17 protein-coding genes and 2 tRNA genes are annotated in these 22643 nt (G+C 64.9%); all 19 read left to right on the forward strand.

Annotation, left to right across the window (positions count from 1 at the left end):
- Window positions 1–4: 4 nt before the first annotated feature.
- The 19 genes from nuoF to AC5P6X_RS08920 all read left to right on the forward strand — a co-directional run bounded on the left by nuoF (window position 5) and on the right by AC5P6X_RS08920 (window position 22581).
- Window positions 5–1345, forward strand: coding sequence for an NADH-quinone oxidoreductase subunit NuoF (nuoF, locus tag AC5P6X_RS08830; RefSeq protein WP_010486436.1), 1341 nt, complete (start codon window positions 5–7; stop codon window positions 1343–1345).
- The gene (gene nuoG, locus AC5P6X_RS08835; RefSeq protein ID WP_049451201.1) at window positions 1342–3576 is read left to right on the forward strand and encodes an NADH-quinone oxidoreductase subunit NuoG; all 2235 of its coding nucleotides are present in this window, start codon (window positions 1342–1344) and stop codon (window positions 3574–3576) included. The genes nuoF and nuoG overlap by 4 nt, the downstream gene beginning before the upstream one ends.
- A complete protein-coding gene (gene nuoH, locus AC5P6X_RS08840) occupies window positions 3573–4667 on the forward strand; it encodes an NADH-quinone oxidoreductase subunit NuoH (protein ID WP_088437031.1) in 1095 nt (364 codons plus the stop codon). The genes nuoG and nuoH overlap by 4 nt, the downstream gene beginning before the upstream one ends.
- Window positions 4668–4671: 4 nt before the next feature.
- Window positions 4672–5160 carry an NADH-quinone oxidoreductase subunit NuoI gene (gene nuoI, locus AC5P6X_RS08845; protein ID WP_005410456.1) on the forward strand — a complete coding sequence of 163 codons (489 nt, stop codon included), beginning with the start codon at window positions 4672–4674 and terminating at the stop codon, window positions 5158–5160.
- Window positions 5161–5169: 9 nt separating this feature from the next.
- Window positions 5170–5826 carry an NADH-quinone oxidoreductase subunit J gene (locus tag AC5P6X_RS08850; RefSeq protein ID WP_010486441.1) on the forward strand — a complete coding sequence of 219 codons (657 nt, stop codon included), beginning with the start codon at window positions 5170–5172 and terminating at the stop codon, window positions 5824–5826.
- A complete protein-coding gene (gene nuoK, locus AC5P6X_RS08855; RefSeq protein ID WP_005410454.1) occupies window positions 5823–6128 on the forward strand; it encodes an NADH-quinone oxidoreductase subunit NuoK in 306 nt (101 codons plus the stop codon). Before AC5P6X_RS08850 ends, nuoK begins: the two co-directional genes overlap by 4 nt.
- Before the next feature lie 7 nt (window positions 6129–6135).
- The gene (gene nuoL / locus AC5P6X_RS08860) at window positions 6136–8295 is read left to right on the forward strand and encodes an NADH-quinone oxidoreductase subunit L (protein ID WP_049451203.1); all 2160 of its coding nucleotides are present in this window, start codon (window positions 6136–6138) and stop codon (window positions 8293–8295) included.
- Window positions 8296–8318: 23 nt separating this feature from the next.
- Window positions 8319–9827, forward strand: a complete 1509-nt coding sequence (locus AC5P6X_RS08865; protein ID WP_005410452.1) for an NADH-quinone oxidoreductase subunit M — start codon at window positions 8319–8321, stop codon at window positions 9825–9827.
- Between the two features lie 15 nt (window positions 9828–9842).
- Entirely contained in the window at window positions 9843–11303 is a 1461-nt protein-coding gene (nuoN, locus tag AC5P6X_RS08870) for an NADH-quinone oxidoreductase subunit NuoN (RefSeq protein ID WP_049451204.1), read from the forward strand.
- A gap of 129 nt (window positions 11304–11432) precedes the next feature.
- Window positions 11433–11509: transfer RNA gene (locus tag AC5P6X_RS08875), tRNA-Met, on the forward strand.
- Window positions 11510–11591: 82 nt separating this feature from the next.
- Window positions 11592–11668 (forward strand) — tRNA-Met (locus AC5P6X_RS08880).
- Between the two features lie 366 nt (window positions 11669–12034).
- A complete protein-coding gene (rimP, locus tag AC5P6X_RS08885; RefSeq protein ID WP_049451205.1) occupies window positions 12035–12625 on the forward strand; it encodes a ribosome maturation factor RimP in 591 nt (196 codons plus the stop codon).
- 4 nt (window positions 12626–12629) lie between these two features.
- On the forward strand, window positions 12630–14141 hold the full coding sequence (gene nusA / locus AC5P6X_RS08890) for a transcription termination factor NusA (protein ID WP_005410449.1): 1512 nt from the start codon (window positions 12630–12632) through the stop codon (window positions 14139–14141).
- Window positions 14142–14233: 92 nt separating this feature from the next.
- Window positions 14234–16879 carry a translation initiation factor IF-2 gene (gene infB / locus AC5P6X_RS08895; protein ID WP_049451206.1) on the forward strand — a complete coding sequence of 882 codons (2646 nt, stop codon included), beginning with the start codon at window positions 14234–14236 and terminating at the stop codon, window positions 16877–16879.
- Window positions 16880–17011: 132 nt separating this feature from the next.
- Complete coding sequence (gene rbfA, locus AC5P6X_RS08900) at window positions 17012–17395, forward strand: 30S ribosome-binding factor RbfA (protein WP_005410447.1); 384 nt, start codon at window positions 17012–17014, stop codon at window positions 17393–17395.
- 107 nt (window positions 17396–17502) lie between these two features.
- A complete protein-coding gene (gene truB / locus AC5P6X_RS08905) occupies window positions 17503–18411 on the forward strand; it encodes a tRNA pseudouridine(55) synthase TruB (RefSeq protein ID WP_049451207.1) in 909 nt (302 codons plus the stop codon).
- 171 nt (window positions 18412–18582) lie between these two features.
- Window positions 18583–18843, forward strand: a complete 261-nt coding sequence (gene rpsO, locus AC5P6X_RS08910) for a 30S ribosomal protein S15 (RefSeq protein WP_005410445.1) — start codon at window positions 18583–18585, stop codon at window positions 18841–18843.
- A 151-nt stretch (window positions 18844–18994) separates the two neighbouring features.
- Window positions 18995–21103: a polyribonucleotide nucleotidyltransferase gene (pnp, locus tag AC5P6X_RS08915; protein WP_005410444.1), complete on the forward strand. Its 2109-nt coding sequence runs from the start codon at window positions 18995–18997 to the stop codon at window positions 21101–21103.
- Between the two features lie 287 nt (window positions 21104–21390).
- A complete protein-coding gene (locus tag AC5P6X_RS08920) occupies window positions 21391–22581 on the forward strand; it encodes a glycoside hydrolase family 18 protein (protein ID WP_088437049.1) in 1191 nt (396 codons plus the stop codon).
- Window positions 22582–22643: the final 62 nt, after the last annotated feature.

The raw sequence follows: 22643 nt of genomic DNA on the forward strand, positions 1-22643 counted from the left end.
GGGCATGGCACATCACCACGAATCCAAGGGTCCGGTCGGCCCCGCGCCGCTGCCGCACCAGGTGGTCTACACCACCCTGCATTACGACACCCCGTGGTCGTACGAAAGCTACCTGAAGACCGGTGGCTACGCCGCCCTGCGCAAGATCCTCGAAGAGAAGATCCCGCCGGAGCAGGTCATCGAGATGGTCAAGGCCTCGGGCCTGCGCGGCCGCGGTGGCGCAGGCTTCCCGACCGGCCTGAAGTGGTCCTTCATGCCGAAGGGCAACATGCAGAAGTACATCCTCTGCAACTCGGACGAATCCGAGCCGGGCACCTGCAAGGATCGCGACATCCTGCGCTACAACCCGCATTCGGTGGTGGAAGGCATGGCGATCGCCTGCTACGCCACCGGTTCGACCGTGGGTTACAACTACCTGCGCGGTGAGTTCCACCACGAGCCGTTCGAGCACTTCGAGCAGGCCCTGGCCGACGCCTATGCGAACGGCTGGCTGGGCAAGAACATTCTCGGCAGCGGCGTGGACATCGACATCTACGGTGCGCTGGGCGCCGGCGCGTACATCTGCGGCGAAGAAACCGCGCTGATGGAATCGCTGGAGGGCAAGAAGGGCCAGCCGCGCTACAAGCCGCCGTTCCCGGCCAATTTCGGCCTGTATGGCAAGCCGTCGACGATCAACAACACCGAAACCTATGGTTCGGTGCCGGCGATCATCCGCAACGGTCCGGAGTGGTTCAAGGGCCTGAGCCTGACCGCCAACGGCGGTCCGAAGTGCTTCTCGGTGTCCGGCTGCGTGCAGAATGGCGGCAACTTCGAAGTGCCGCTCGGCACCAAATTCCACGACCTGCTGGAAATGGCTGGTGGCCTGCGTCCGGGCCGCACGCTGAAGGGCGCGATCCCGGGCGGCGTGTCGATGCCGGTGCTGACCGCGGCCGAGCTGAAGGACCTGCCGATGGACTACGACACCATCCGCGCGCTGGGCTCCGGCCTGGGTTCGGGTGCGATCGTGGTGCTGGACGACAGCGTCTGCTGCGTCAAGTTCGCCTGCCGCATCAGCCAGTTCTTCCACAAGGAATCCTGTGGCCAGTGCACCCCGTGCCGTGAGGGCACCGGCTGGATGCACCGCGTGCTGGAGCGCATCGTCGCCGGCAAGGCCACGATGGAAGACCTGCACCAGCTGAAGGCGGTGGCCGGCCAGATCGAAGGCCACACCATCTGTGCGTTCGGTGAAGCGGCTGCATGGCCCATCCAGGGCTTCCTGCGCCAGTTCTGGGACGAATTCGAGTACTACATCGTCAACGGTCATTCGATGGTTGACGGCAAGAAGGTGGAGGCAGCCGCCGCATGAGCGCGCAACCCGTAAACCCGAACGTGCCACCGGATCACGTGACCATCGAAATCGATGGCAAGTCGCTGGTCGTGCCCAAGGGTTCGATGATCATCCAGGCGGCCGACAAGGCCGGCATTTCGATTCCGCGCTTCTGCTACCACGAGAAGCTGCCGATCGCCGCCAACTGCCGCATGTGCCTGGTGGACGTGGAAAAGTCGCCGAAGCCGGCGCCGGCCTGCGCCACTCCGGTGATGGATGGCATGAAGGTCGCCACCCGCAGCGAGAAGGCACTGAAGTTCCAGCGCTCGGTGATGGAGTTCCTGCTCATCAACCACCCGCTGGACTGCCCGATCTGCGATCAGGGCGGCGAGTGCGAGCTGCAGGACGTATCGCTGGGCTATGGCCGTTCGGTCAGCCGCTTCAACGAGCGCAAGCGCGTGGTGCCGGACGAGGACATGGGCCCGCTGGTCGCCACCGAGATGACCCGCTGCATCCAGTGCACCCGCTGCGTCCGCTTCACCGCCGACGTCGCCGGTACCTACGAACTGGGTGGCATGTACCGCGGTGAGAACCTGCAGATCGGTACCTTCGACGGCAAGCCGCTGACCACCGAACTGTCCGGCAATGTCGTCGACGTCTGCCCGGTCGGCGCACTGACCAACAAGGTGTTCCAGTTCCGCGCCCGCCCGTGGGAACTGACCGCGCGCGAGTCGCTGGGCTACCACGACGCGATGGGTTCGAACCTGTTCCTGCACGTGCGTCGCGGCGAAGTGCTGCGCACCGTGCCGCGCGACAACGAAGCGGTGAACGAGTGCTGGCTCTCCGACCGTGACCGCTACTCGCACCAGGGCCTGTACAGCGAAGACCGTGCGGTCAAGCCACTGCGCAAGGTCAATGGCGAGTGGAAGGAAGTGAGCTGGGCCGAAGGCCTGGCCGCGGCCGTCGAGATCCTCAAGGCCAACCAGGGCGACAACCTGGGCGTGCTGGTGCATCCGTCCACCTCGAACGAGGAAGGCGCGCTGCTGGCCCGCCTGGCCAAGGGCCTGGGCTCGAGCAACATCGACCACCGCATCAACAACCGTGATTTCTCCGACGCTGCAACCGCCGAAGTGTTCGGCCTGCCGCTGGCCGAAATCGAGGGCGCCGACCGCATCGTCGTTCTGGGCAGCAACATCCGCCACGAACTGCCGCTGCTGCACGCCCGCCTGCGCAAGGCGCAGACCACCAAGGGCGCGAAGATCCACGTCGTCAATCCGGTGGACTTCGACTTCGCCTTCAGCATTGCCGGCAAGCAGATCGTTGCACCGTCGAAGTTCGTCGACGCACTGGCCAGCGCCGAACTGCGTTCGGCCGTGCAGGGCGGCAACAACACCGTGCTGATCGTTGGTGGCATCGCCGAGAACCACCCGCAGGCTGCCGCCATCCGCGCCGCCGCGCGTGACTTCGCCGCCGCCACCGGTGCCAAGCTGTGCCGCATCCCGCAGGGCGCCAACGCCGTGGGCCTGACCCGCGCTGGCGTGCTGCCGGCCGGCAAGGACGTCGCCGCGATGCTGGCGCAGCCGCGCCAGGCCTACGTGGTGTACGGCCTGGAGCCGGGCCTGGATTTCGCCGATGCACCTGCCGCGCGCAAGGCGCTGGCCGGTGCCCAGGTGGTGGCCTTCAGCCAATTCGCCTGTGCCTCGACCCGCGACGTCGCCGACGTGATCCTGCCGATCGGTGCGCTGCCGGAAATCGACGCCACCCTGACCAATCTCGATGGTCGCGAGCAGTCGGCCCGTGCCGGCGGCAAGCTGCCGGGCGAGGCCCGTGAAGGCTGGCGCGTGCTGCGCGCACTGGGCGGCGACATGGCGCTGGCCGGTTTCGACTTCACCGACCTGGCCGGCCTGCGTGCCAGCCTGGCCCCGGTGTCGGTCACCGTTGCCGCTTCGGCGCAGCCGGTGATTGCCGGCGAAGGCCTGGAAGTGGCTTCGACCGCCGCGATCTACCGCACCGATGCGGTGGTCCGTCGCGCCCCGGCGCTGCAGTCGCATCCGCTCAACAACGCCCCGCGCATCGTGCTGAACGCTGAAGATGCCGCTCGCCTGCAGCTGCAGGAAGGGCAGATGGCCAAGGTCGGCACCGATGCCGGCAAGGCCACCCTGCCGGTGGTGGTCGACGCCCGCGTCGCTGCGGGTTCGGTCTGGATTGAATCGGGCCACGGCGCGACCGCGCCGCTGGGTGCCGCTCGCGTAACGGTGGTGGCTGCATGAACGAATTGCTGTTGAACGCGGTCGACCCGCTGCACCAGTGGCTGCTTGGCCTCGGTGACATCGGCGCGCTGATCTGGATCATCCTGAAGATCCTGGTGATCACCGTTCCGGTGATCATCTCGGTGGCCTTCTACGTGGTCTGGGAACGCAAGCTGATCGGCTGGATGCACGTCCGCCACGGCCCGATGTACGTGGGCATGGGCATCTTCCAGGCCTTCGCCGACGTCTTCAAGCTGCTGTTCAAGGAAGTGGTCCAGCCGAGCAGCGCCAACAAGGCGATCTACCTGCTGGCACCGCTGATCACCCTGGCCCCGGCCTTCGCGGCCTGGTCGGTGGTCCCCTTCGATTCGCAGATCGTGCTGTCCAATGCCAACGCCGGCCTGCTGTACCTGCTGGCGATGACCTCGCTGGGCATCTACGGCATCATCCTGGCCGGTTGGGCGTCCAACTCGAAGTACGCGTTCCTGGGTGCCATGCGCGCCTCGGCGCAGATGATCAGCTACGAAATCGCCATGGGCTTCGCCTTGGTCGGCGTGATGATCGCCGCTGGCAGCCTGAACCTGAGCAATATCGTGATGGCGCAGGCCGGCAACTCCGGCTTCTTCGACTGGTTCCTGCTGCCGCTGTTCCCGCTGTTCGTCATCTACTGGGTGTCGGGCGTGGCTGAAACCAACCGCGCGCCGTTCGACGTGGTGGAAGGCGAATCGGAAATCGTCGCCGGCCACATGGTCGAATACTCCGGCGGTGCCTTCGCGCTGTTCTTCCTGGCCGAATACGCGAACATGATCCTGATCAGCTTCCTGATCTCGATCTTCTTCCTCGGCGGCTGGCTGAGCCCGGTCCAGGGCTGGGTCAACTTCGGCGATGTCTCGCCGCTGGTCGACTGGATCTGGAAGGGCGGTGCACCGTGGCTGTTCGTCAAGGTGTTCTTCTTCGCCAGTGCCTACATCTGGTTCCGTGCCAGCTTCCCGCGCTTCCGCTACGACCAGATCATGCGCCTGGGCTGGAAGGTCTTCATCCCGCTGGCCATTCTGTGGATCGCGGTTACCGCCGTCATGGTGTTCTTCGGCGTGATTCAAAAGGGCGTCTAAAGTGATGAACAGGATTACCCATTACTTCAAGAGCCTGCTGCTGCTCGAACTGCTGGCGGGCCTCTGGCTGACGCTGAAGTACAGCTTCAAGCCGAAGTACACGATGATGTACCCGATGGAGAAGTTTCCGCAGTCGCCGCGCTTCCGTGGCCTGCACGCGCTGCGCCGTTACCCCAACGGCGAAGAGCGCTGCATTGCCTGCAAGCTGTGCGAAGCGGTGTGCCCGGCCCTGGCCATCACCATCGACTCGGCCAAGCGCGAGGACGGCACCCGCCGCACCACCCGCTACGACATCGACCTGTTCAAGTGCATCTTCTGCGGCTTCTGCGAAGAAAGCTGCCCGGTGGACTCGATCGTCGAAACCCACATCCTCGAGTACCACTTCGAGAACCGTGGCGAAAACATCGTTACCAAGCCGCAGCTGCTGGCCCTTGGCGATCGTCTCGAAAACGAGATCGCCGAGCGTCGTGCCGCCGATGCCGCTTACCGCTGAGGTCGAGAGATGGATTGGGTAAATATCGCTTTCTGGGTGTTCGCCATCGCGGCAACGGTTTCGGCCGGTGCGGTGATCAGCGTGCGCAACCCGGTGCATGCAGTGCTGTGCCTGGTGCTGACCTTCTTCTCCATTGCCTGCGTGTGGCTGCTGGTGGGCGCCGAGTTCCTCGGCGTGGCGCTGGTGCTGGTCTACGTCGGCGCGGTGATGGTGCTGTTCCTGTTCGTGGTGATGATGCTGGACATCGATCCCACCAAGATGCGTGAGGGCTGGGTGCGCTACCTGCCGGTCGGCCTGATCGTGGCAGTGGCGATGCTGGTGCAGATGCTGATCCTGATCGGCGTGAAGGGCAGGGCGGTCACTCCGTTCCCGGCCGACAACGCCGCAGCGGTCGCTGCCGACAGCTCCAACGTCACCTGGCTGGCGCGCACGCTGTTCACCGAATACCTGCTGCCGTTCGAGTTCGCCGCCGTCATCCTGACCGTGGCCGTGGTCGCCGCCGTGATGCTGACCCTGCGTCGCCGTACCGGCGTGAAGAGCCAGAACCCGGGTGAGCAGACCATGGTCAAGGCCGGCCAGCGCCTGCGCATGGTCAAGATGGGCGCCGAAGCACCGGTCGTGCACAGCAACAGCAAGCCGGCCACCGGCGAGGAGACCCAGCCGTGATTACCCTTGGCCACATGCTTGCGCTTGGCGCGGTGCTGTTCGCCATCAGCCTGGCCGGCATCTTCCTCAACCGGAAGAACGTCATCGTCCTGCTGATGTCGATCGAGCTGATGCTGCTGTCGGTGAACATCAATTTCGTCGGCTTCTCGCGTCAGCTGGGCGATCCGTCCGGCCAGCTGTTCGTGTTCTTCATCCTGACCGTCGCCGCCGCGGAAGCCGCCATCGGCCTGGCGATCCTGGTGACCCTGTTCCGTACCCGCCGCACGATCAATGTCGGCGAAGTCGATTCGTTGAAGGGCTGATCCACAGATGGAAATCACTCTCTCCAAGAGTCTGTTGATCGCAGTGGTGCTTGCACCGCTGTTCGGCAGCATCATCGCCGGCCTGTTCGGTCGCCAGGTCAAGCGCTTCGGCGCGCAGACCATCACCATCCTCGGCGTCGCGGTAGCCTGCGGCCTGTCGATGTACACGTTCTACCAGCTGATGTGGGGCGGCGCGCAGCCGTTCAACCAGAACATCTACACGTTCTTCGAAGTCGGCCAGTATTCGGCGCACGTCGGCTTCATGGTCGACAAGCTGACCGCGATGATGATGGTGGTGGTGACCTTCGTGTCGCTGCTGGTCCACATCTACACGATCGGCTACATGCAGGACGACCCGGGCTACCAGCGGTTCTTCAGCTACATCTCGCTGTTCACCTTCTCGATGCTCACCCTGGTGATGAGCAACAACTTCCTGCAGCTGTTCTTCGGCTGGGAAGCGGTGGGCCTGGTGTCGTACCTGCTGATCGGCTTCTGGTTCAAGCGCCCGACCGCGATCTTCGCCAACATGAAGGCGTTCCTGGTCAACCGCGTCGGTGACTTCGGCTTCCTGCTGGGTATCGCCGGCGTGCTGTGGGTGTTCGGCACCCTGGACTACTCGCAGGTGTTCTCGCAGGCCGGCATGCTGGCTGACCCGCGCGCCCAGCTGCAGATCTGGGACGGCACGCTCCTGGGCATGCAGCTGCTGAACGAGCCGGTGATCTGGTCGATCGCCACCGTCATCTGCATCTGCCTGTTCATCGGCGCCATGGGCAAGTCGGCCCAGGTCCCGCTGCACGTGTGGCTGCCGGACTCGATGGAAGGCCCGACCCCGATCTCGGCACTGATCCACGCCGCGACGATGGTGACCGCCGGTATCTTCATGGTCACCCGCATGTCGCCGCTGTTCGAGCTGTCGCAGACGGCGCTGAACTTCGTGCTGTTCATCGGTGCCACCACCGCGTTCTTCACCGGCCTGATCGGCATCGTGCAGAACGACATCAAGCGCGTCGTCGCGTACTCCACGCTGTCGCAGCTGGGCTACATGACCGTCGCCCTGGGCGTGTCGGCCTACTCGGCCGCCGTGTTCCACCTGATGACCCACGCCTTCTTCAAGGCCCTGCTGTTCCTGGGCGCCGGCTCGGTCATCATCGCGATGCACCACGAGCAGGACATGCGCAAGATGGGCGGCCTGCGCAAGTACATGCCGATCACCTTCATCACCATGTGGATCGGTACGCTGGCCCTGGTTGGTACGCCGTTCTTCTCCGGCTTCTACTCGAAGGACACCATCATCGAGGCGGCCGAGATCCACGCCCACATGCAGAACAGCTGGGTGGCCACCTATGGCTACTGGGCGGTGCTGGGTGGCGTGCTGGTGACCAGCTTCTACAGCTTCCGCCTGCTGTTCATGACCTTCCACGGCAAGGAGCGTTTCCGCGACGCACACGACGATCATGGCCACGGCCATGACGATCACCACGCCGCCGATGCCCACCATGGCGATGCCCATGACGACCACGGCCATGGCCACGGTCCGCATGAACCGCATGAAACCCCTTGGGTGGTGACCCTGCCGCTGATCCTGCTGGCCATCCCGTCGATCGCCATCGGTTTCTTCAGCATCGGTCCGATGCTGCACGGCACCGACTGGGCCGGCCACCATGCGCACGAGGCGATCAAGGGCCAGGCACAGACGTTCTTCACCGGCATCGTCGACTTCTACGATCCGGCCAAGAACACCGTCGCGTTCCTGGGTGAAGAGTTCCATGGCCCGGTGGCGTTCGCGCTGCACGGCATGATGCTGCCGCCGTTCTGGCTGACCCTGGCGGGCTTCCTGCTGGCTGCGCTGTTCTACCTGTGGAAGCCGGACCTCTCGGGCAAGGCACGCAAGACCTTCGCCCCGATCGTTTCGGTGCTGGAAAACAAGTACGGCTTCGACAAGCTGTGGATCGATGGCTTTGCCGGTGGCAGCGTCAAGCTGGGCAAGGTCTCGCGCTGGATCGACAGCAACATCGTCGACGGTGTGGTCAATCTCTCGGCACGTGTTGTGGACGTTGCAGCCGGCGTGCTGCGTCGTACCCAATCCGGTTTCCTCTATCACTACGCCTTCGCGATGATCATCGGCCTGATTGCCCTGCTGGGCGTGCTGATGCATTACCTGCGTTGATGACCTGTACGGAATAAGAAGACGTGTCGAACTGGCCTCTACTCAGTGTCCTCATCTGGCTGCCGATCATCGGTGGCGCCCTGATCCTTGCGATCCGTGATGCACAGACTGCCCGCTGGGCGTCGCTGGGCGTCGCGGTGCTCACCTTCGTTGCAAGCCTCTCGCTGCTGAGCGGCTACAACGCGGGCATCGACGGCCTGCAGTTCGTCGAGACCCATGCCTGGATCCCGGCGTACAAGATCGGCTACAACCTGGGCGTGGACGGCATTGCCGTGGCGCTGATCCTGCTGACCACCCTGGTCAGCGTGCTTGCCCTGATCGGCGCCTGGAGCGCCATCGACAAGCGCGTCAACCAGTACGTGGCGGCCTTCCTGATCCTGGAAGGCGTCACCGTCGGCATCTTCGCCGCGACGGACGCGATGCTGTTCTACGTGTTCTTCGAAGCCATGCTGATCCCGATGTTCCTGATCATCGGTGTCTGGGGTGGCCCGCGCCGCATCTACGCAGCACTGAAGTTCTTCCTGTACACCTTCCTCGGCTCGGTGCTGATGCTGGTGGCGCTGATCTACCTGTACATGAAGGGCGGCAGCTTCCAGCTGGCCGACCTGTACGCGCTGCCGCTGTCGGCCAAGGAACAGACCTGGATCTTCTTCGCCTTCCTGATCGCCTTCGCGGTCAAGGTGCCGATGTTCCCGGTCCACACCTGGCTGCCGGACGCCCACGTGGAAGCGCCGACCGCCGGTTCGGTGATCCTGGCCGCCATCGCCCTGAAGATCGGTGGCTACGGCTTCCTGCGCTTCAACCTGCCGATCGTCCCGGACGCGTCGCAGGAATGGGCCTGGCTGGTGATCGCGCTGTCGCTGATCGCGGTGATCTACGTCGGCCTGGTCGCCCTGGTGCAGGACGACATGAAGAAGCTGATCGCCTATTCGTCGATCGCGCACATGGGCTTCGTCACCCTGGGTACCTTCATCGCCCTGTGGCTGGTGCGTGAAGCCGGCAACGCCGATGCTGCCCGCCTGGGCCTGCAGGGCGCCATGGTGCAGATGATCTCGCACGGCTTCGTGTCCGGTGCGATGTTCTCCTGTGTCGGCGTGCTGTACGACCGCATGCACAGCCGCCGCATCGCCGATTACGGCGGTGTGGTCAACGTGATGCCGTGGTTCGCCACCTTCGCCATGCTGTTCTTCATGGCCAATGCGGGCCTGCCGGGCACCAGCGGTTTCGTCGGCGAGTTCATGGTCATCCTGTCGGCCTTCCAGCGTAATCCGTGGATCGCACTGGGCGCGGCCACCACCCTGATCATCGGCGCCGCCTACACCCTGTGGCTGTACAAGCGCATCTTCTTCGGCGAAGTGGCCAACAGCCACGTGGCCGAACTGAAGGACATCAACGGCCGCGAATGGCTGGTGCTGGGCGTGTTCGCCATCGGCGTGCTGGCCCTGGGCATCTACCCCAAGCCGCTGACCGACCTGATGGAGCCCTCGATCGCGAAGCTGGCGATGCAGATCGCATCCAGCAAGCTGCTGTAATTCCAGGATTTGATGATGACCACCTCGCCGCTGCTGCCATTGACCGCCGCTGACCTGCCACCGCTCGCTCCCGAGCTGGTGCTGATCGGCAGCGCCTTCGCCCTGATGATCCTCGACCTGTTCGTCAGCAACCGGAACAAGATCGTCACCCACCTGTTCTCGCTCGCTGCGCTGGCCGTGGTGCTGTTCATGCTGGCCACGGGCGTGGGCGGGCAGGGCGAGGTCTTCCATGGCATGTTCGTGCGCGATACCGCCGCGGACGTGATGAAGACCGGGATCGTGCTGCTCAGCGGCCTGACCCTGGTCTACGGCTGGCGTTACCTGCGTGACCGCAACCTGTTCCAGGGCGAGATCCCGGTGCTTATCCTGTTCGGCACCGCCGGCATGATGATCCTGGTCTCGGCCGGCAGCCTTCTGATGGTCTATCTGGGCCTGGAACTGCTGGCGCTGTGCTCCTACGCACTGGTTGCCAGCAACCGTGAGAACGGTCTGGCCTCGGAAGCGGCGATGAAGTACATCGTGCTGGGTTCGCTGGCCTCGGGCCTGCTGCTGTACGGCATGTCGCTGATCTACGGCGCCACCGGCAGCCTGCACCTGGACGTCATCCGTGACGCCATTCCGCACTCGGAAGAGCGCGTGCTGCTGATCACCGGTGCGGTGTTCATGATCGCCGGCGTCGCCTTCAAGCTGGGTGCCGCACCGTTCCACATGTGGCTGCCGGACGTGTACCAGGGTGCTCCGGCACCGATCGCACTGTTCATCAGCTCGGCGCCGAAGCTGGCCGCCTTCGGCATGGCCTACCGCCTGCTGGAAATGGGCGTGGGTCCGCTGTCGACTGAACTGCAGCTGCTGATCGCCGGCCTGGCCGCGGTCTCGCTGGTCATCGGCAACCTGATGGCCATCGCGCAGAGCAACCTCAAGCGCATGCTGGCGTTCTCCACCGTCTCGCACATCGGCTTCCTGCTGATGGGCATCGCCGGTGGTGGCGCGCAGGGCTATGCCGCCGCGCTGTTCTACGCACTGGCCTACGCCATCATGTCCACCGCCGCCTTCGGCGCGATCATCGCGCTGTCGCGTGCCGGTTTCGAAGCCGAGAACATCGAGGACTTCAAGGGCCTCAATGCCCGCAACCCGTGGATGGCCGTCCTGGTGCTGTGCATCATGGCGTCGCTGGCCGGCATTCCGCCGTTCCTGGGCTTCTGGACCAAGCTGGCGGTGCTGGGCGCGGCCGTCAACGGTGGCCTGCTGTGGCTGGCCATCCTCGGCGTGCTGTGTGCCGTGGTCGGCTGCTTCTACTACCTGCGCGTCATCAAGGTCATGTACTTCGATGAGCCGGTGGGCGAGGCCATGCCGCGCAGCAACGACCGCGTGCTGGGCCTGGTGCTGGGCGTGAACGCGCTGGCGCTGCTCGCGCTGGGCCTGGCCTGGAACCCGATCATGGTCTGGTGCCAGCAGGCATTTGCGCATCTTGCATAAAAGTTGACACAAAGCTGCGCGATTCGTGTAATATGCGCAGCCTGAGTTGTCACTGCAGCGGTTCAGCCAGAACATCGTTGCGGTAGCCCTTCTCAAAAGAGAGCGGGGCAGCAGTTCAAACACTTCCGGTGCGGGGTGGAGCAGTCTGGCAGCTCGTCGGGCTCATAACCCGAAGGTCGCAGGTTCAAATCCTGCCCCCGCTACCAACTTCAGGTCGGCGCCAACCGGTTTGATGAATGAGGGAAAGCTTGCATTTTTTGGAGCCAACGCTCATAATTCCGCTTCTGATGCGGGGTGGAGCAGTCTGGCAGCTCGTCGGGCTCATAACCCGAAGGTCGCAGGTTCAAATCCTGCCCCCGCTACCAAGTAAAGAGATCGCCTTCGAAGTCCTGCTTCGAAGGCGTTTTTCTTTGGGTGGCTGCGTCGTTTCTGCGTGATCGGGGTCAGATCCCTTTTCCGCGGGAAAGGGATCTGACCCCAGGTCCGCACCTTGCACCAGCGCGGTGCAGCCGCTATCATCAGCGGCCTAGCAGTACCCCTGAAGGCGGCCTCCCGGCGGGAGTCCGGACCCGGAAGGAGGGCCGCAACCGGCAGGCACTGCAGGTTGCAACCGGAATCCAGTCACCGGAGTCTTTCCGGAAAAGGGGCCCAGCGGGCCCTTTGTCGTTTCCGGGGCGTCATGTTTTCACGCCGGCCAAGGCCGGCACCCAACCAAGAGATCAAGGCAGGCTGTGAGCGACAAGGCAACCGACATCGCGAATATGCTCGCCCCGACCGTTGTGTCGCTGGGCCTGGAGCTGCTGGGCGTTGAGTATCTGCCGGCCCCCGGCGGTGCGACCCTGCGCCTTTACATCGACGTGCCGCTGGCTGAACAGCCCGAGCGCATCATCAATGTCGACGACTGTGAGCGGGTCAGCCGCGAAGTGTCGGCGCAGCTGGACGTCGAAGACCCCATCAGCGGCAATTACACGCTGGAAGTGTCCTCGCCGGGCGTGGATCGCCCGCTGTTCAACCTGGAGCAGTTCGCTCGCCACCAGGGCGAATCGGCCAAGGTCACGCTGAAGCTGCCGCAGGACAACCGTCGTCGCCTGCAGGGCCGTATCGAGGCAACCGACGAGGCCGCAGGCACCATCACCTTCATCGTCGACAAGACCGAAGTGGTGGTGTCGGCCGACAACATCGACAAGGCACGGATCATGCCCGACTGGGTGGCGCTGGGGCTGGCCCCGAGCAAGCCGACCGGTCCGGCGCCGAAGCGTCCGAAGCCGAACACGAATTCTTCTTCCAACGAGCCGGCGGCAAAGAAGCCGCGCGCGGAGTGAGCCAATGAGCAAGGAACTGTTGCTGGTAGTCGACGCGGTCGCCAACGAGAAGGGCGTGCCGCGTGAAGTGATCTTCGATGCCATCGAGGCCGCCCTGGCCTCGGCAGCGAAGAAGCGCTATCCCGACGAGGAAGTGCTGACCCGCGTGGTCATCGACCACAAGGATGGCAGCTACGAAACCTTCCGCCGCTGGGAAGTGGTGGCCGACGACGTGGTCATGGAATCGCCGGACCGCCAGATCCGCCTGATGGACGCCGTCGACGAAGCCGAAGGCGTGGACGTCGGCGACTACATCGAAGAGCAGATCGAGAACCCGGACTTCGGCCGCATCGCCGCCCAGGCCGCCAAGCAGGTCATCGTCCAGCGCGTGCGCGAAGCCGAGCGCCAGCAGGTCGTGGATGCGTGGAAGGATCGCGTCGGCGAACTGATCACCGGTGTGGTCAAGCGCGCCGAGCGCGGCAACATCTATGTCGACCTCGGTGGCAATGCCGAAGGCTTCATTCCGAAGGACAAGGGCATTCCGCGCGACGTGCTGCGCGCCGGTGACCGCGTGCGCGGCTACCTGGCCGAAGTCCGTTCGGAACCCCGTGGCCCGCAGCTGTTCATCAGCCGCGCCGCCCCGGAATTCATGATCGAGCTGTTCAAGCTGGAAGTGCCGGAAGTCGGCCAGGGCCTGGTGGAAATCAAGGCCTGCGCACGTGATCCGGGCGACCGCGCCAAGATCGCCGTGCTCGCCCACGACCAGCGCACCGATCCGATCGGTGCCTGCATCGGCATGCGCGGTTCGCGCGTGCAGGCCGTGTCCAACGAGCTCAATGGCGAGCGCGTGGACATCGTGCTGTGGAACGACAACCCGGCCAACTTCGTCATCAACGCGATGGCGCCGGCCGAAGTGCAGTCGATCATCGTCGATGAAGACAAGCACTCGATGGACCTGGCCGTCGCCGAAGACCGCCTGGCCCAGGCGATCGGCAAGGGCGGCCAGAACGTGCGCCTGGCCAGCCGCCTGACCGGCTGGCAGCTCAACGTGATGACCCAGGACCAGGTCACCGCCAAGTCGGAGGCCGAGCAGGCTTCGGCCCGCCAGCTGTTCATGGACAAGCTGGAAGTGGACGAGGAAATCGCCGGCATCCTGGTCAGCGAAGGCTTCGGCACCGTCGAGGAAATCGCGTATGTCCCGGTCGGCGAACTGCTGGCCGTGGAAGGTTTCGACGAAGACATCGTCGAAGAGCTGCGCGCTCGTGCCCGCGATGCGCTGCTCAATGAGGCCCTGGCAGTCGAGGAAGGCCTTGAAGACGGCCAGCCGGCGCAGGACCTGCTGTCCCTGAAGGGCATGGACGAAGCCACCGCATATGCGCTGGCCGGCCACGGCGTGCGTACCAGCGAGGACCTGTCCGACCTGGCCGCCGACGAGGTCATGGACTTCGGCATCGAAGGACTGGATCAGGCGCGCGCCGCTGCGCTGATCCTGGCCGCCCGTGCCGAAGAGATCGCCCGACTGGAACGCGGCGAATGAGCCGGCAATGAACAGGGCCCTGAGCCGCTCAGGGCGTAGAATCCGCGCCGCCTCCAGATGCGGGGGGGCGCCCACAAGATCATAGGATCCGAATGTCGCAGCAAACCACCATCCGCAAGCTTGCCGAACTGGTCAACACGCCGGTCGAAAAACTGCTGGAACAGCTGGCCGGTGCCGGCATGAAGTTCAGCGGTCCCGACCAGGTCGTGACCAGCTCCGAGAAGGTGAAGCTCCTGGGCTTCCTTCGTCGTTCGCACGGCAAGCCCGAGCAGGCCCCGGAAGAGAGCGATCAGTCTGCAAAGAAGATCACGCTCAACCGCCGGAAGCAGCAGGAAGTGACGGTCAATTCCGGTCGCAGCAAGACGACCGTGAATGTCGAGGTGCGCCAGAAGCGCACCTACGTCAAGGATGGTGCGCGCGCCATGACGCCGGACGAAGAGCGCGCCGACATCCTGCGCAAGCTGGAAGAGTCGCGCGCCCGCAACCTCGCCGAACAGCAGGCCCTGGCCGAGAAGGATCGTCTGCGCGACGAAGCCATCGTCCGTGCCCGTGAGGAAGAGATTGCGGCCAAGGAACGCGCAGAGGCCGAGAAGAAGGCTGCCGAGGAAGCTGCGGCCGCCGCCAAGGCTGCCGAGGCACTGGCTGCCACCAAGCCCAAGCGCGCTCCGATCGATGAAACCGCGCCGCGTCCGCCGCGCACGCCGGCCGCCGCTCCGGCTGCGCCGCGCAGTGCGCCGCCGCCGCCGCGCAACGACGACCGCAACAACCGCAGCGCGCCGCGCAACGAGCGTGGCCCGGGCGATCGTTTCGCCGGCCAGATGCACCTGTCGGCTGCCGACCGTGCGCGTCGTGGCAACAGCAACAACAGCAACACCCGTGGTCGGCCGGGCGGCCGTAACCAGGCCGGTGGCCGTCGCGACATGTCGCGCGGTGGCAACAATGCCGGCCCGCACGCCTTCGAGCGTCCGACCGCGCCGGTGGTGCGTGAAGTGGCGATCGGCGACACGATCACCGTGGCCGACCTTGCGCAGAAGCTCGCGCTGAAGGGCGGCGAGGTGGTCAAGGCGCTGTTCAAGATGGGCGTGATGGCCACCATCACCCAGTCCATCGACCACGACACCGCCGCGCTGGTGACCGAAGAACTCGGCCACAAGGCGGTCCGTGCCAACGACAACGACGCCGAAGACGCACTGCTGGCCTCGACCGGTGAAAACCAGGGCGAAGCCACCCAGCGTCCGCCGGTGGTCACCATCATGGGCCACGTCGACCACGGCAAGACCTCGCTGCTGGATTACATCCGCCGCACCAAGGTCGCCACCGGCGAAGCCGGCGGCATCACCCAGCACATCGGTGCTTACCACGTGGATACGCCGAAGGGCGTGATCAGCTTCCTGGATACCCCGGGCCATGCTGCCTTCACCTCGATGCGTGCCCGCGGCGCCAAGCTGACCGATATCGTGGTGCTGGTCGTGGCCGCCGATGACGGCGTCATGCCGCAGACCAAGGAAGCGATCCAGCACGCCCGTTCGGCGGGTGTGCCGCTGATCGTGGCGATCAACAAGATCGACAAGTCCGACGCCGACCCGATGCGGGTCAAGAACGAACTGCTGTCCGAGCAGGTCGTGGCCGAAGATTTCGGTGGTGATACCCAGATGGTGGAGATCTCGGCCAAGACCGGCCTGGGCATCGACGATCTGCTGGACGCCATCTCGATCCAGGCCGAACTGCTGGAACTGAAGGCCGTCGACGAAGGCCGCGCCTCGGGCGTGGTGATCGAATCGTCGCTGGACAAGGGCCGCGGCCCGGTCGCTACCGTGCTGGTGCAGCAGGGCCGCCTGAAGAAGGGCGACTACCTGGTGTGCGGCATCCAGTACGGCCGCGTGCGTGCGCTGTTCGACGAAACCGGCAAGCAGCCGGAATTCGCCGGCCCGTCCATCCCGGTGCAGGTCCTGGGCCTGTCCGGCGTGCCAGAAGCCGGTGACGACTTCGTGGTCGTTGAGGACGAGCGTCTGGCCAAGGACGTTGCCCAGCAGCGTGAGACCAAGCGCCGTGAATCGCGCCTGGTCGCCACCGCCGGCAGCCGCATGGAAGACATCATGGCGACTCTGGGCAAGGGCGAGGGCCAGCAGGTCCTCAACCTGGTCATCAAGGCCGACGTGCAGGGTTCGGTGCAGGCCCTCAGCCAGGCGCTTGTGGCGTTGTCCAACGAAGACATCCGCATCAACGTGATCCACTCCGGCGTGGGCGGCATCACCGAATCGGACGCCAACTCGGCGGCCGCTTCGAAGGCCACCGTCATCGGCTTCAACGTGCGTGCGGATGCTTCGGCCCGTCGCATCATCGAATCCAACGGCGTGGACCTGCGCTACTTCTCGATCATCTATGACGTGATCGATCAGGTGAAGCAGGTGGCCTCCGGTCTGCTGGGCGTGGAGATCCGCGAAGAGATCATCGGTATCGCCGAGGTCCGCGACGTGTTCCGCAGCTCCAAGCTGGGCGCCGTTGCCGGCTCGATGGTCATCGAGGGCGTGGTCAGGCGCAACAAGCCGATCCGCGTGCTGCGCGACAGCGTGGTGATCTTCGAGGGCGAGCTGGAATCGCTGCGTCGCTTCAAGGAGAACGTCGAGGAAGTCCGCAACGGTACCGAGTGCGGTATCGCGGTGAAGGCCTACAACGACGTCAAGCCGGGTGACCAGATCGAGTGCTTCGAGCGTATCGAAGTGCCGCGCACCCTGTAATGCTGCAAGGTGGCCCGACCAACGGTCGGGCCCCACCATGGACCTGTAGCGCCCGACCGTTGGTCGGGCGACAATCGAATCAAAGGTAGCGCCCGACCGTTGGTCGGGCGACAACTGAACCAAGAGCTCCTCGTGCCCAAGACTTTCCATCGAACCGACCGTGTCTCCGCCCAGCTGCGCCGTGAACTCGGCACCCTGGTGCACAACGCCGTGCGCGAGCACGGGTTGCCCTCGGTGAGCGTGTCCGACGTGGAAATCACCCGCGACATGGCCCATGCCAAGGTGTTCGTCACCGCGCTGATGCCGGAACGTTCGGCCGAAGCGGTGGCCGGCCTGAAGGAGCTGGGCTACCGCCTGCGCATGGACCTGGCGCGCGCGATGAAGCTGCGCCACGTGCCGGAGCTGCATTTCCACTACGACGACTCGGTCGACCGTGGTGAGCACATCGACAACATCCTGCGCGACCTGCCCGATACGCTGGCCGCGGAGAAGCGTCGCGAGAGCGACGAAGAATAACCGCGTGGCGCCGGGCATGCCCGGCGTTGTTGCATTCCGGCTGCGCGATGTCTGATGCAGACCGCGCTGCGGCAGTCGAGCATGGCTCGACCCTACAAAATTCTGCCATGACCCGAATTCAGTTCCGCCGCCTGGATGGCATCCTGCTGCTCGACAAGTCGACCGGCATGAGTTCCAACGCCGCCCTGCAGGTAGCCCGCCGCCTGTTCCGCGCCGAGAAAGGGGGGCACACCGGCAGCCTTGACCCGCTGGCCACCGGCCTGCTGCCGCTGTGCTTCGGCGAGGCAACCAAGATCGCCGGCCTGCTGCTCGGCTCGGCCAAGGCCTACGACGCCGAGATCGTGCTGGGCCAGACCACCGATACCGACGATGCCGAAGGCCAGGTGCTGCTGCAGCGCCCGGTGCCGGCCATCAGTGCCGAAGCGCTGCAGGGCGCACTGGCGGCGCTGACCGGCAACATCCGCCAGCGTGCCCCGATCTATTCGGCGCTGAAGCAGGGCGGTGAGCCGCTGTATGTGAAGGCCCGCCGCGGCGATGTCATCGAAGCGCCCGAACGCGAGGTGCAGGTACATGCCATCGAGGTGCTGGAGCAGCAGCCGGAACGGTTGCGGCTGCGCGTGACCTGCGGCTCCGGCACCTACATCCGCAGCCTGGCCCGCGACCTGGGCGAGGCGCTGGGCTGTGGTGCCCACATCAGCGCACTGCGTCGGCTCTGGGTCGAGCCGTTCCGTGAGCCGGTGATGGTCACCCTGGACCAGCTGCGGGCGATGGTCGAGGCGGGTGACGAGGCGGGCATGGACGCGCTGCTGCTGCCGCTGGCGGCCGGCCTGGCCGAGTACCCGCGGGTCGACCTAGATGCCGACCAGGCCCACCGCTTCTGCGTCGGCCAGCGCCAGCGCGATCTGTCCTGGCCGCGTGGCGTGGTTGCGGTGTTTGGTCCGGACGACGCTGTCCAGGGCCTGGGCCAGGTCGACGAAAGCGGCCTGCTGGCCCCGCAGCGTCGTTTCAACCTCTGACGGGCCCGGGCGGTTCAGCCCCGGTCCTTGTCCCGGAAGCCCCCGACCGTTACAATTTCGCGGCCGTTTTCCGGCAGCCTGCCTGGCGCAGGTTTCATCCTCGTAGTCCACGGCGAGCCTGGCGGTGCGCGAAGCGCGTTCCTGCCGGCCACGCATCACAGAGAAAAAGAAATGTCGATCGACACCCAGAAGGTCATTGAAGACAACAAGCGCAGCTCGGCTGACACCGGCTCCCCGGAAGTCCAGGTTGCGCTGCTGACCGCCCGCATCGAACTGCTGACCGGCCACTTCAAGACCCACAAGAAGGACCACCACAGCCGCCGCGGCCTGCTGCAGATGGTCAACCGCCGTCGCAGCCTGCTCGACTACCTGAAGAAGAAGGACGTCGAGCGCTACAAGGCCCTGATCGAGAAGCTTGGCCTGCGTCGCTAAGCAACGAATCCCCCGCGGCGCAGCGATGCGCCGCGGTTTTGTTTTGTAGTACCGCAATCCCCGATTCAGGCCGGAACGATCCGGCCACCCGCTGGCGGCAAGGGTCGCCGACGGTCCAAATTCGCAGACAGCATCCCCAAGGACACCCTCCGTGGCAAAAATCACCAAAACCTTCCAGTACGGCAAGCACACCGTCACGCTTGAGACCGGCGAAGTCGCCCGTCAGGCCAGCGGCGCCGTCATCGTCAAGATGGACGACACCGTACTGCTGGTCACCGCCGTCGCCGCCAAGAGCGCGCGCGAAGGCCAGGACTTCTTCCCGCTGACCGTCGATTATCAGGAAAAGTTCTACGCTGGCGGCCGTATCCCGGGTGGTTTCTTCAAGCGTGAAGGCCGTGCGACCGAGAAGGAAACCCTGATCTCGCGTCTGATCGACCGTCCGATCCGTCCGCTGTTCCCGGAAGACTACAAGAACGAAGTGCAGATCATCGCCACGGTCATGTCGTTGAACCCGGACGTGGACGGCGACATCCCGGCCCTGATCGGTGCCTCGGCTGCCCTGGCCCTGGCCGGCACCCCGTTCATGGGTCCGATCGGCGCCGCCAAGGTCGGTTACAAGAACGGCGAGTACATCCTGAACCCGACCGTCAGCGAACTGGCTGACTCGCAGCTGGAACTGGTCGTCGCCGGTACCTCCAACGCCGTGCTGATGGTTGAATCCGAAGCCGCGCTGCTGTCCGAAGAAGTGATGCTGGGCGCCGTGACCTTCGGTCACCGCGAAATGCAGAAGGTCATCAACGCGATCAACGAGCTGACCGTCGAAGCCGGCACCAAGCCGTCGACCTGGGAAGCCCCGGCCAAGAACGACGCGCTGATCTCCGCCCTGAAGGAAGCCATCGGCCCGCGCCTGGGCGAAGCCTTCCAGGTGCGTGACAAGCTGCAGCGCCGCGACGCCATCTCGGCAATCAAGAAGGACGTGTTCGAAACCCTGGCTGGCCGCGTGGCCGCCGAAGGCTGGAACCCGGCCGAGCTGTCGAAGGAATTCGGCGAGCTGGAATACCGCACCATGCGTGACTCGGTGCTGGACACCAAGGTCCGTATCGACGGCCGTGCGCTGGACACCGTCCGCCCGATCGCCGTGAAGACCGGTGTGCTGCCGCGTACCCACGGTTCCTCGCTGTTCACCCGTGGCGAAACCCAGGCCATCGTGACCATCACCCTGGGCACCGCCCGTGACGGCCAGGTCATCGACGCCGTTGCCGGTGAGTACAAGGAAAACTTCCTGTTCCACTACAACTTCCCCCCGTTCTCGGTGGGTGAGTGCGGCCGCATGATGGGCCCGAAGCGCCGCGAAATCGGCCACGGTCGCCTGGCCAAGCGCGGCGTGCTGGCTGTCATGCCGTCGCTGGAAGCCTTCCCGTACACCATCCGTGTCGTCTCGGAAATCACCGAGTCGAACGGTTCCTCGTCGATGGCCTCGGTCTGCGGTTCCTCGCTGGCCCTGATGGACGCCGGCGTGCCGGTGAAGGCGCCGGTTGCCGGTATCGCCATGGGTCTGGTCAAGGAAGGCGAGCGCTTCGTCGTCCTGTCCGACATCCTGGGTGACGAAGATCACCTGGGCGACATGGACTTCAAGGTGGCCGGTACCGCTGAGGGCATTTCCGCCCTGCAGATGGACATCAAGATCGAAGGCATCACCGAAGAGATCATGAAGCAGGCCCTGCAGCAGGCCAAGGCTGGCCGTCTGCACATCCTGGGCGAAATGGCCCACGGCCTGACCGCTCCGCGTGAAGAGCTGTCGGACTACGCGCCGCGCCTGCTGACCATCAAGATCCACCCGGACAAGATCCGCGAAGTGATCGGCAAGGGTGGTTCGACCATCCAGGCCATCACCAAGGAAACCGGCACCCAGATCGACATCCAGGACGACGGCACCATCGTCATCGCTTCGGTCAACGCCATCGCTGCGCAGGCCGCCAAGGCCCGCATCGAGCAGATCACCTCGGACGTCGAACCGGGCCGCATCTATGAAGGCAAGGTCGCCAAGATCATGGACTTCGGTGCGTTCGTCACCATCCTGCCGGGCAAGGACGGTCTGGTCCACGTGTCGCAGATCTCCAGCGATCGCGTCGAGAAGGTCGGCGACGTGCTGAAGGAAGGCGATGTGGTCAAGGTCAAGGTGCTGGAAGTCGACAAGCAGGGCCGTATCCGCCTGTCGATGAAGGCCGTGGAAGAAGGCGACGCCGCCAGCGCCGAGTAATCGGCCTCCGGTCGATTACGGTAGGTGTCAACCTTGGTTGACACGCTTCTGGAATCGCTGAATTGAAAAAGCGGGCTTCGGCCCGCTTTTTCTTTGCCTCGCTGGTATCAAGAACCGCGCACCCAGGTCGTTGCATGTCCTGCCGCAGTGCACGAGAGGCGCTACGCAGCCATCGTTCTGTCGCGGTTGCGCGGATCGCACCTGTCCACTGGACGACATGCCGCGACAACCGTCCCGCAGCCCCATCCGTTTGCTAACGTGGCTGCGCCTTCGAACCGGAAGATCCCATGTTCCGCCAGACCGTGGCCGTCCTTGCCGTGCTGATTGCCGGCGCCCTGCCCATTGCCTTGCATGCCGCGCCCGCACAGCCGCCGATCTTCGGTGCCTACTACCCCGGCGGCTCGGCCGCGCGCTACCCGGTGTCGAGCATTCCGGCCGAGCGCCTCACCCACCTGTTCTACGCGTTCTCCACCATCGAGGACGGCCGCTGCACGGTCGGCGCCGAAGCGCCGAAGAATTTTGCTGCGCTGGCCGAGCTGAAGAAGGCGCACCCGCATCTGCGCACACTGATCTCAATTGGTGGATGGGGCGCAGGTGGATTCTCCGATGCAGCGCTGACCGAGGCCAGCCGCAAGCGCCTGGTCGACTCGTGCATGGCGCTGTTTTTCGACCGCCATGCCGGCAGCTTCGATGGCGTGGACATCGACTGGGAGTTCCCGGTCAGTGGCGGACCGAAGGAGCTGGCGCACCGCCCGCAGGATCGCGCCAATCTGACCCGGCTCGCACAGGCGTTCCGCGTGGCACTCGACGCGCACGGGCGCAAGGAGCGACAACCGATGCTGCTGACCGCCGCGCTGGCCGCCGGTCGCCTGCAGACCGATGGCCCCTACGATCCAGCAGCGAGCTACGACCTGCCGGCGCTGGCCAAGGTGTTCGATTTCATCAACCTGATGAGCTACGACATGGGCACCGGTTTCTCGGCGGTGTCGACCTTCAATGCGCCGCTGCATGAAGTGCCGGCCGATCCGCTGGCGCCGGAGTTACGGCGCTGGAACAACGTGGCCGGCGCGGTGCAGTACTACCGCGAGCACGGTGTGCCGGCCGACAAGCTGGTGTTGGGCGTGCCGTTCTACGGGCGCGGCTTCAAGGTCACCGGCGATGCCCCGGATGGCCTGTACCAGTCCTACAGTGCGCCAGCCGATGCTGGCGACTGGCGGGTAATCAAGGCGCGCTATCTCGACCAGCCGGGTTGGACGAAACACTGGCAGCCGCAGGCGCAGAGCCCGTGGCTGTACAACGCCGGGCAGAAGATCTTCATCAGCTATGAAGACCCGCGCTCGATCGGGCTGCGGGCGCAGTTCGCCCGCGAGCAGGGCCTGGCCGGGGTCTTCATGTGGGAGCTGACCGGCGACGACGAACAGGCCAGCCTGCTCAACGCCATGCTGGGCCCCTGGCAGAAGGAGCGCATCGGCGATTGAGCTGCATCAGGCGATGCCCGGCGCAATGCCGCAACGCCATTGGCCCAACCCTGCACAGCAGG

The sequence above is a fragment of the Stenotrophomonas sp. YJH_SMC_40 genome (genome assembly GCF_059368615.1).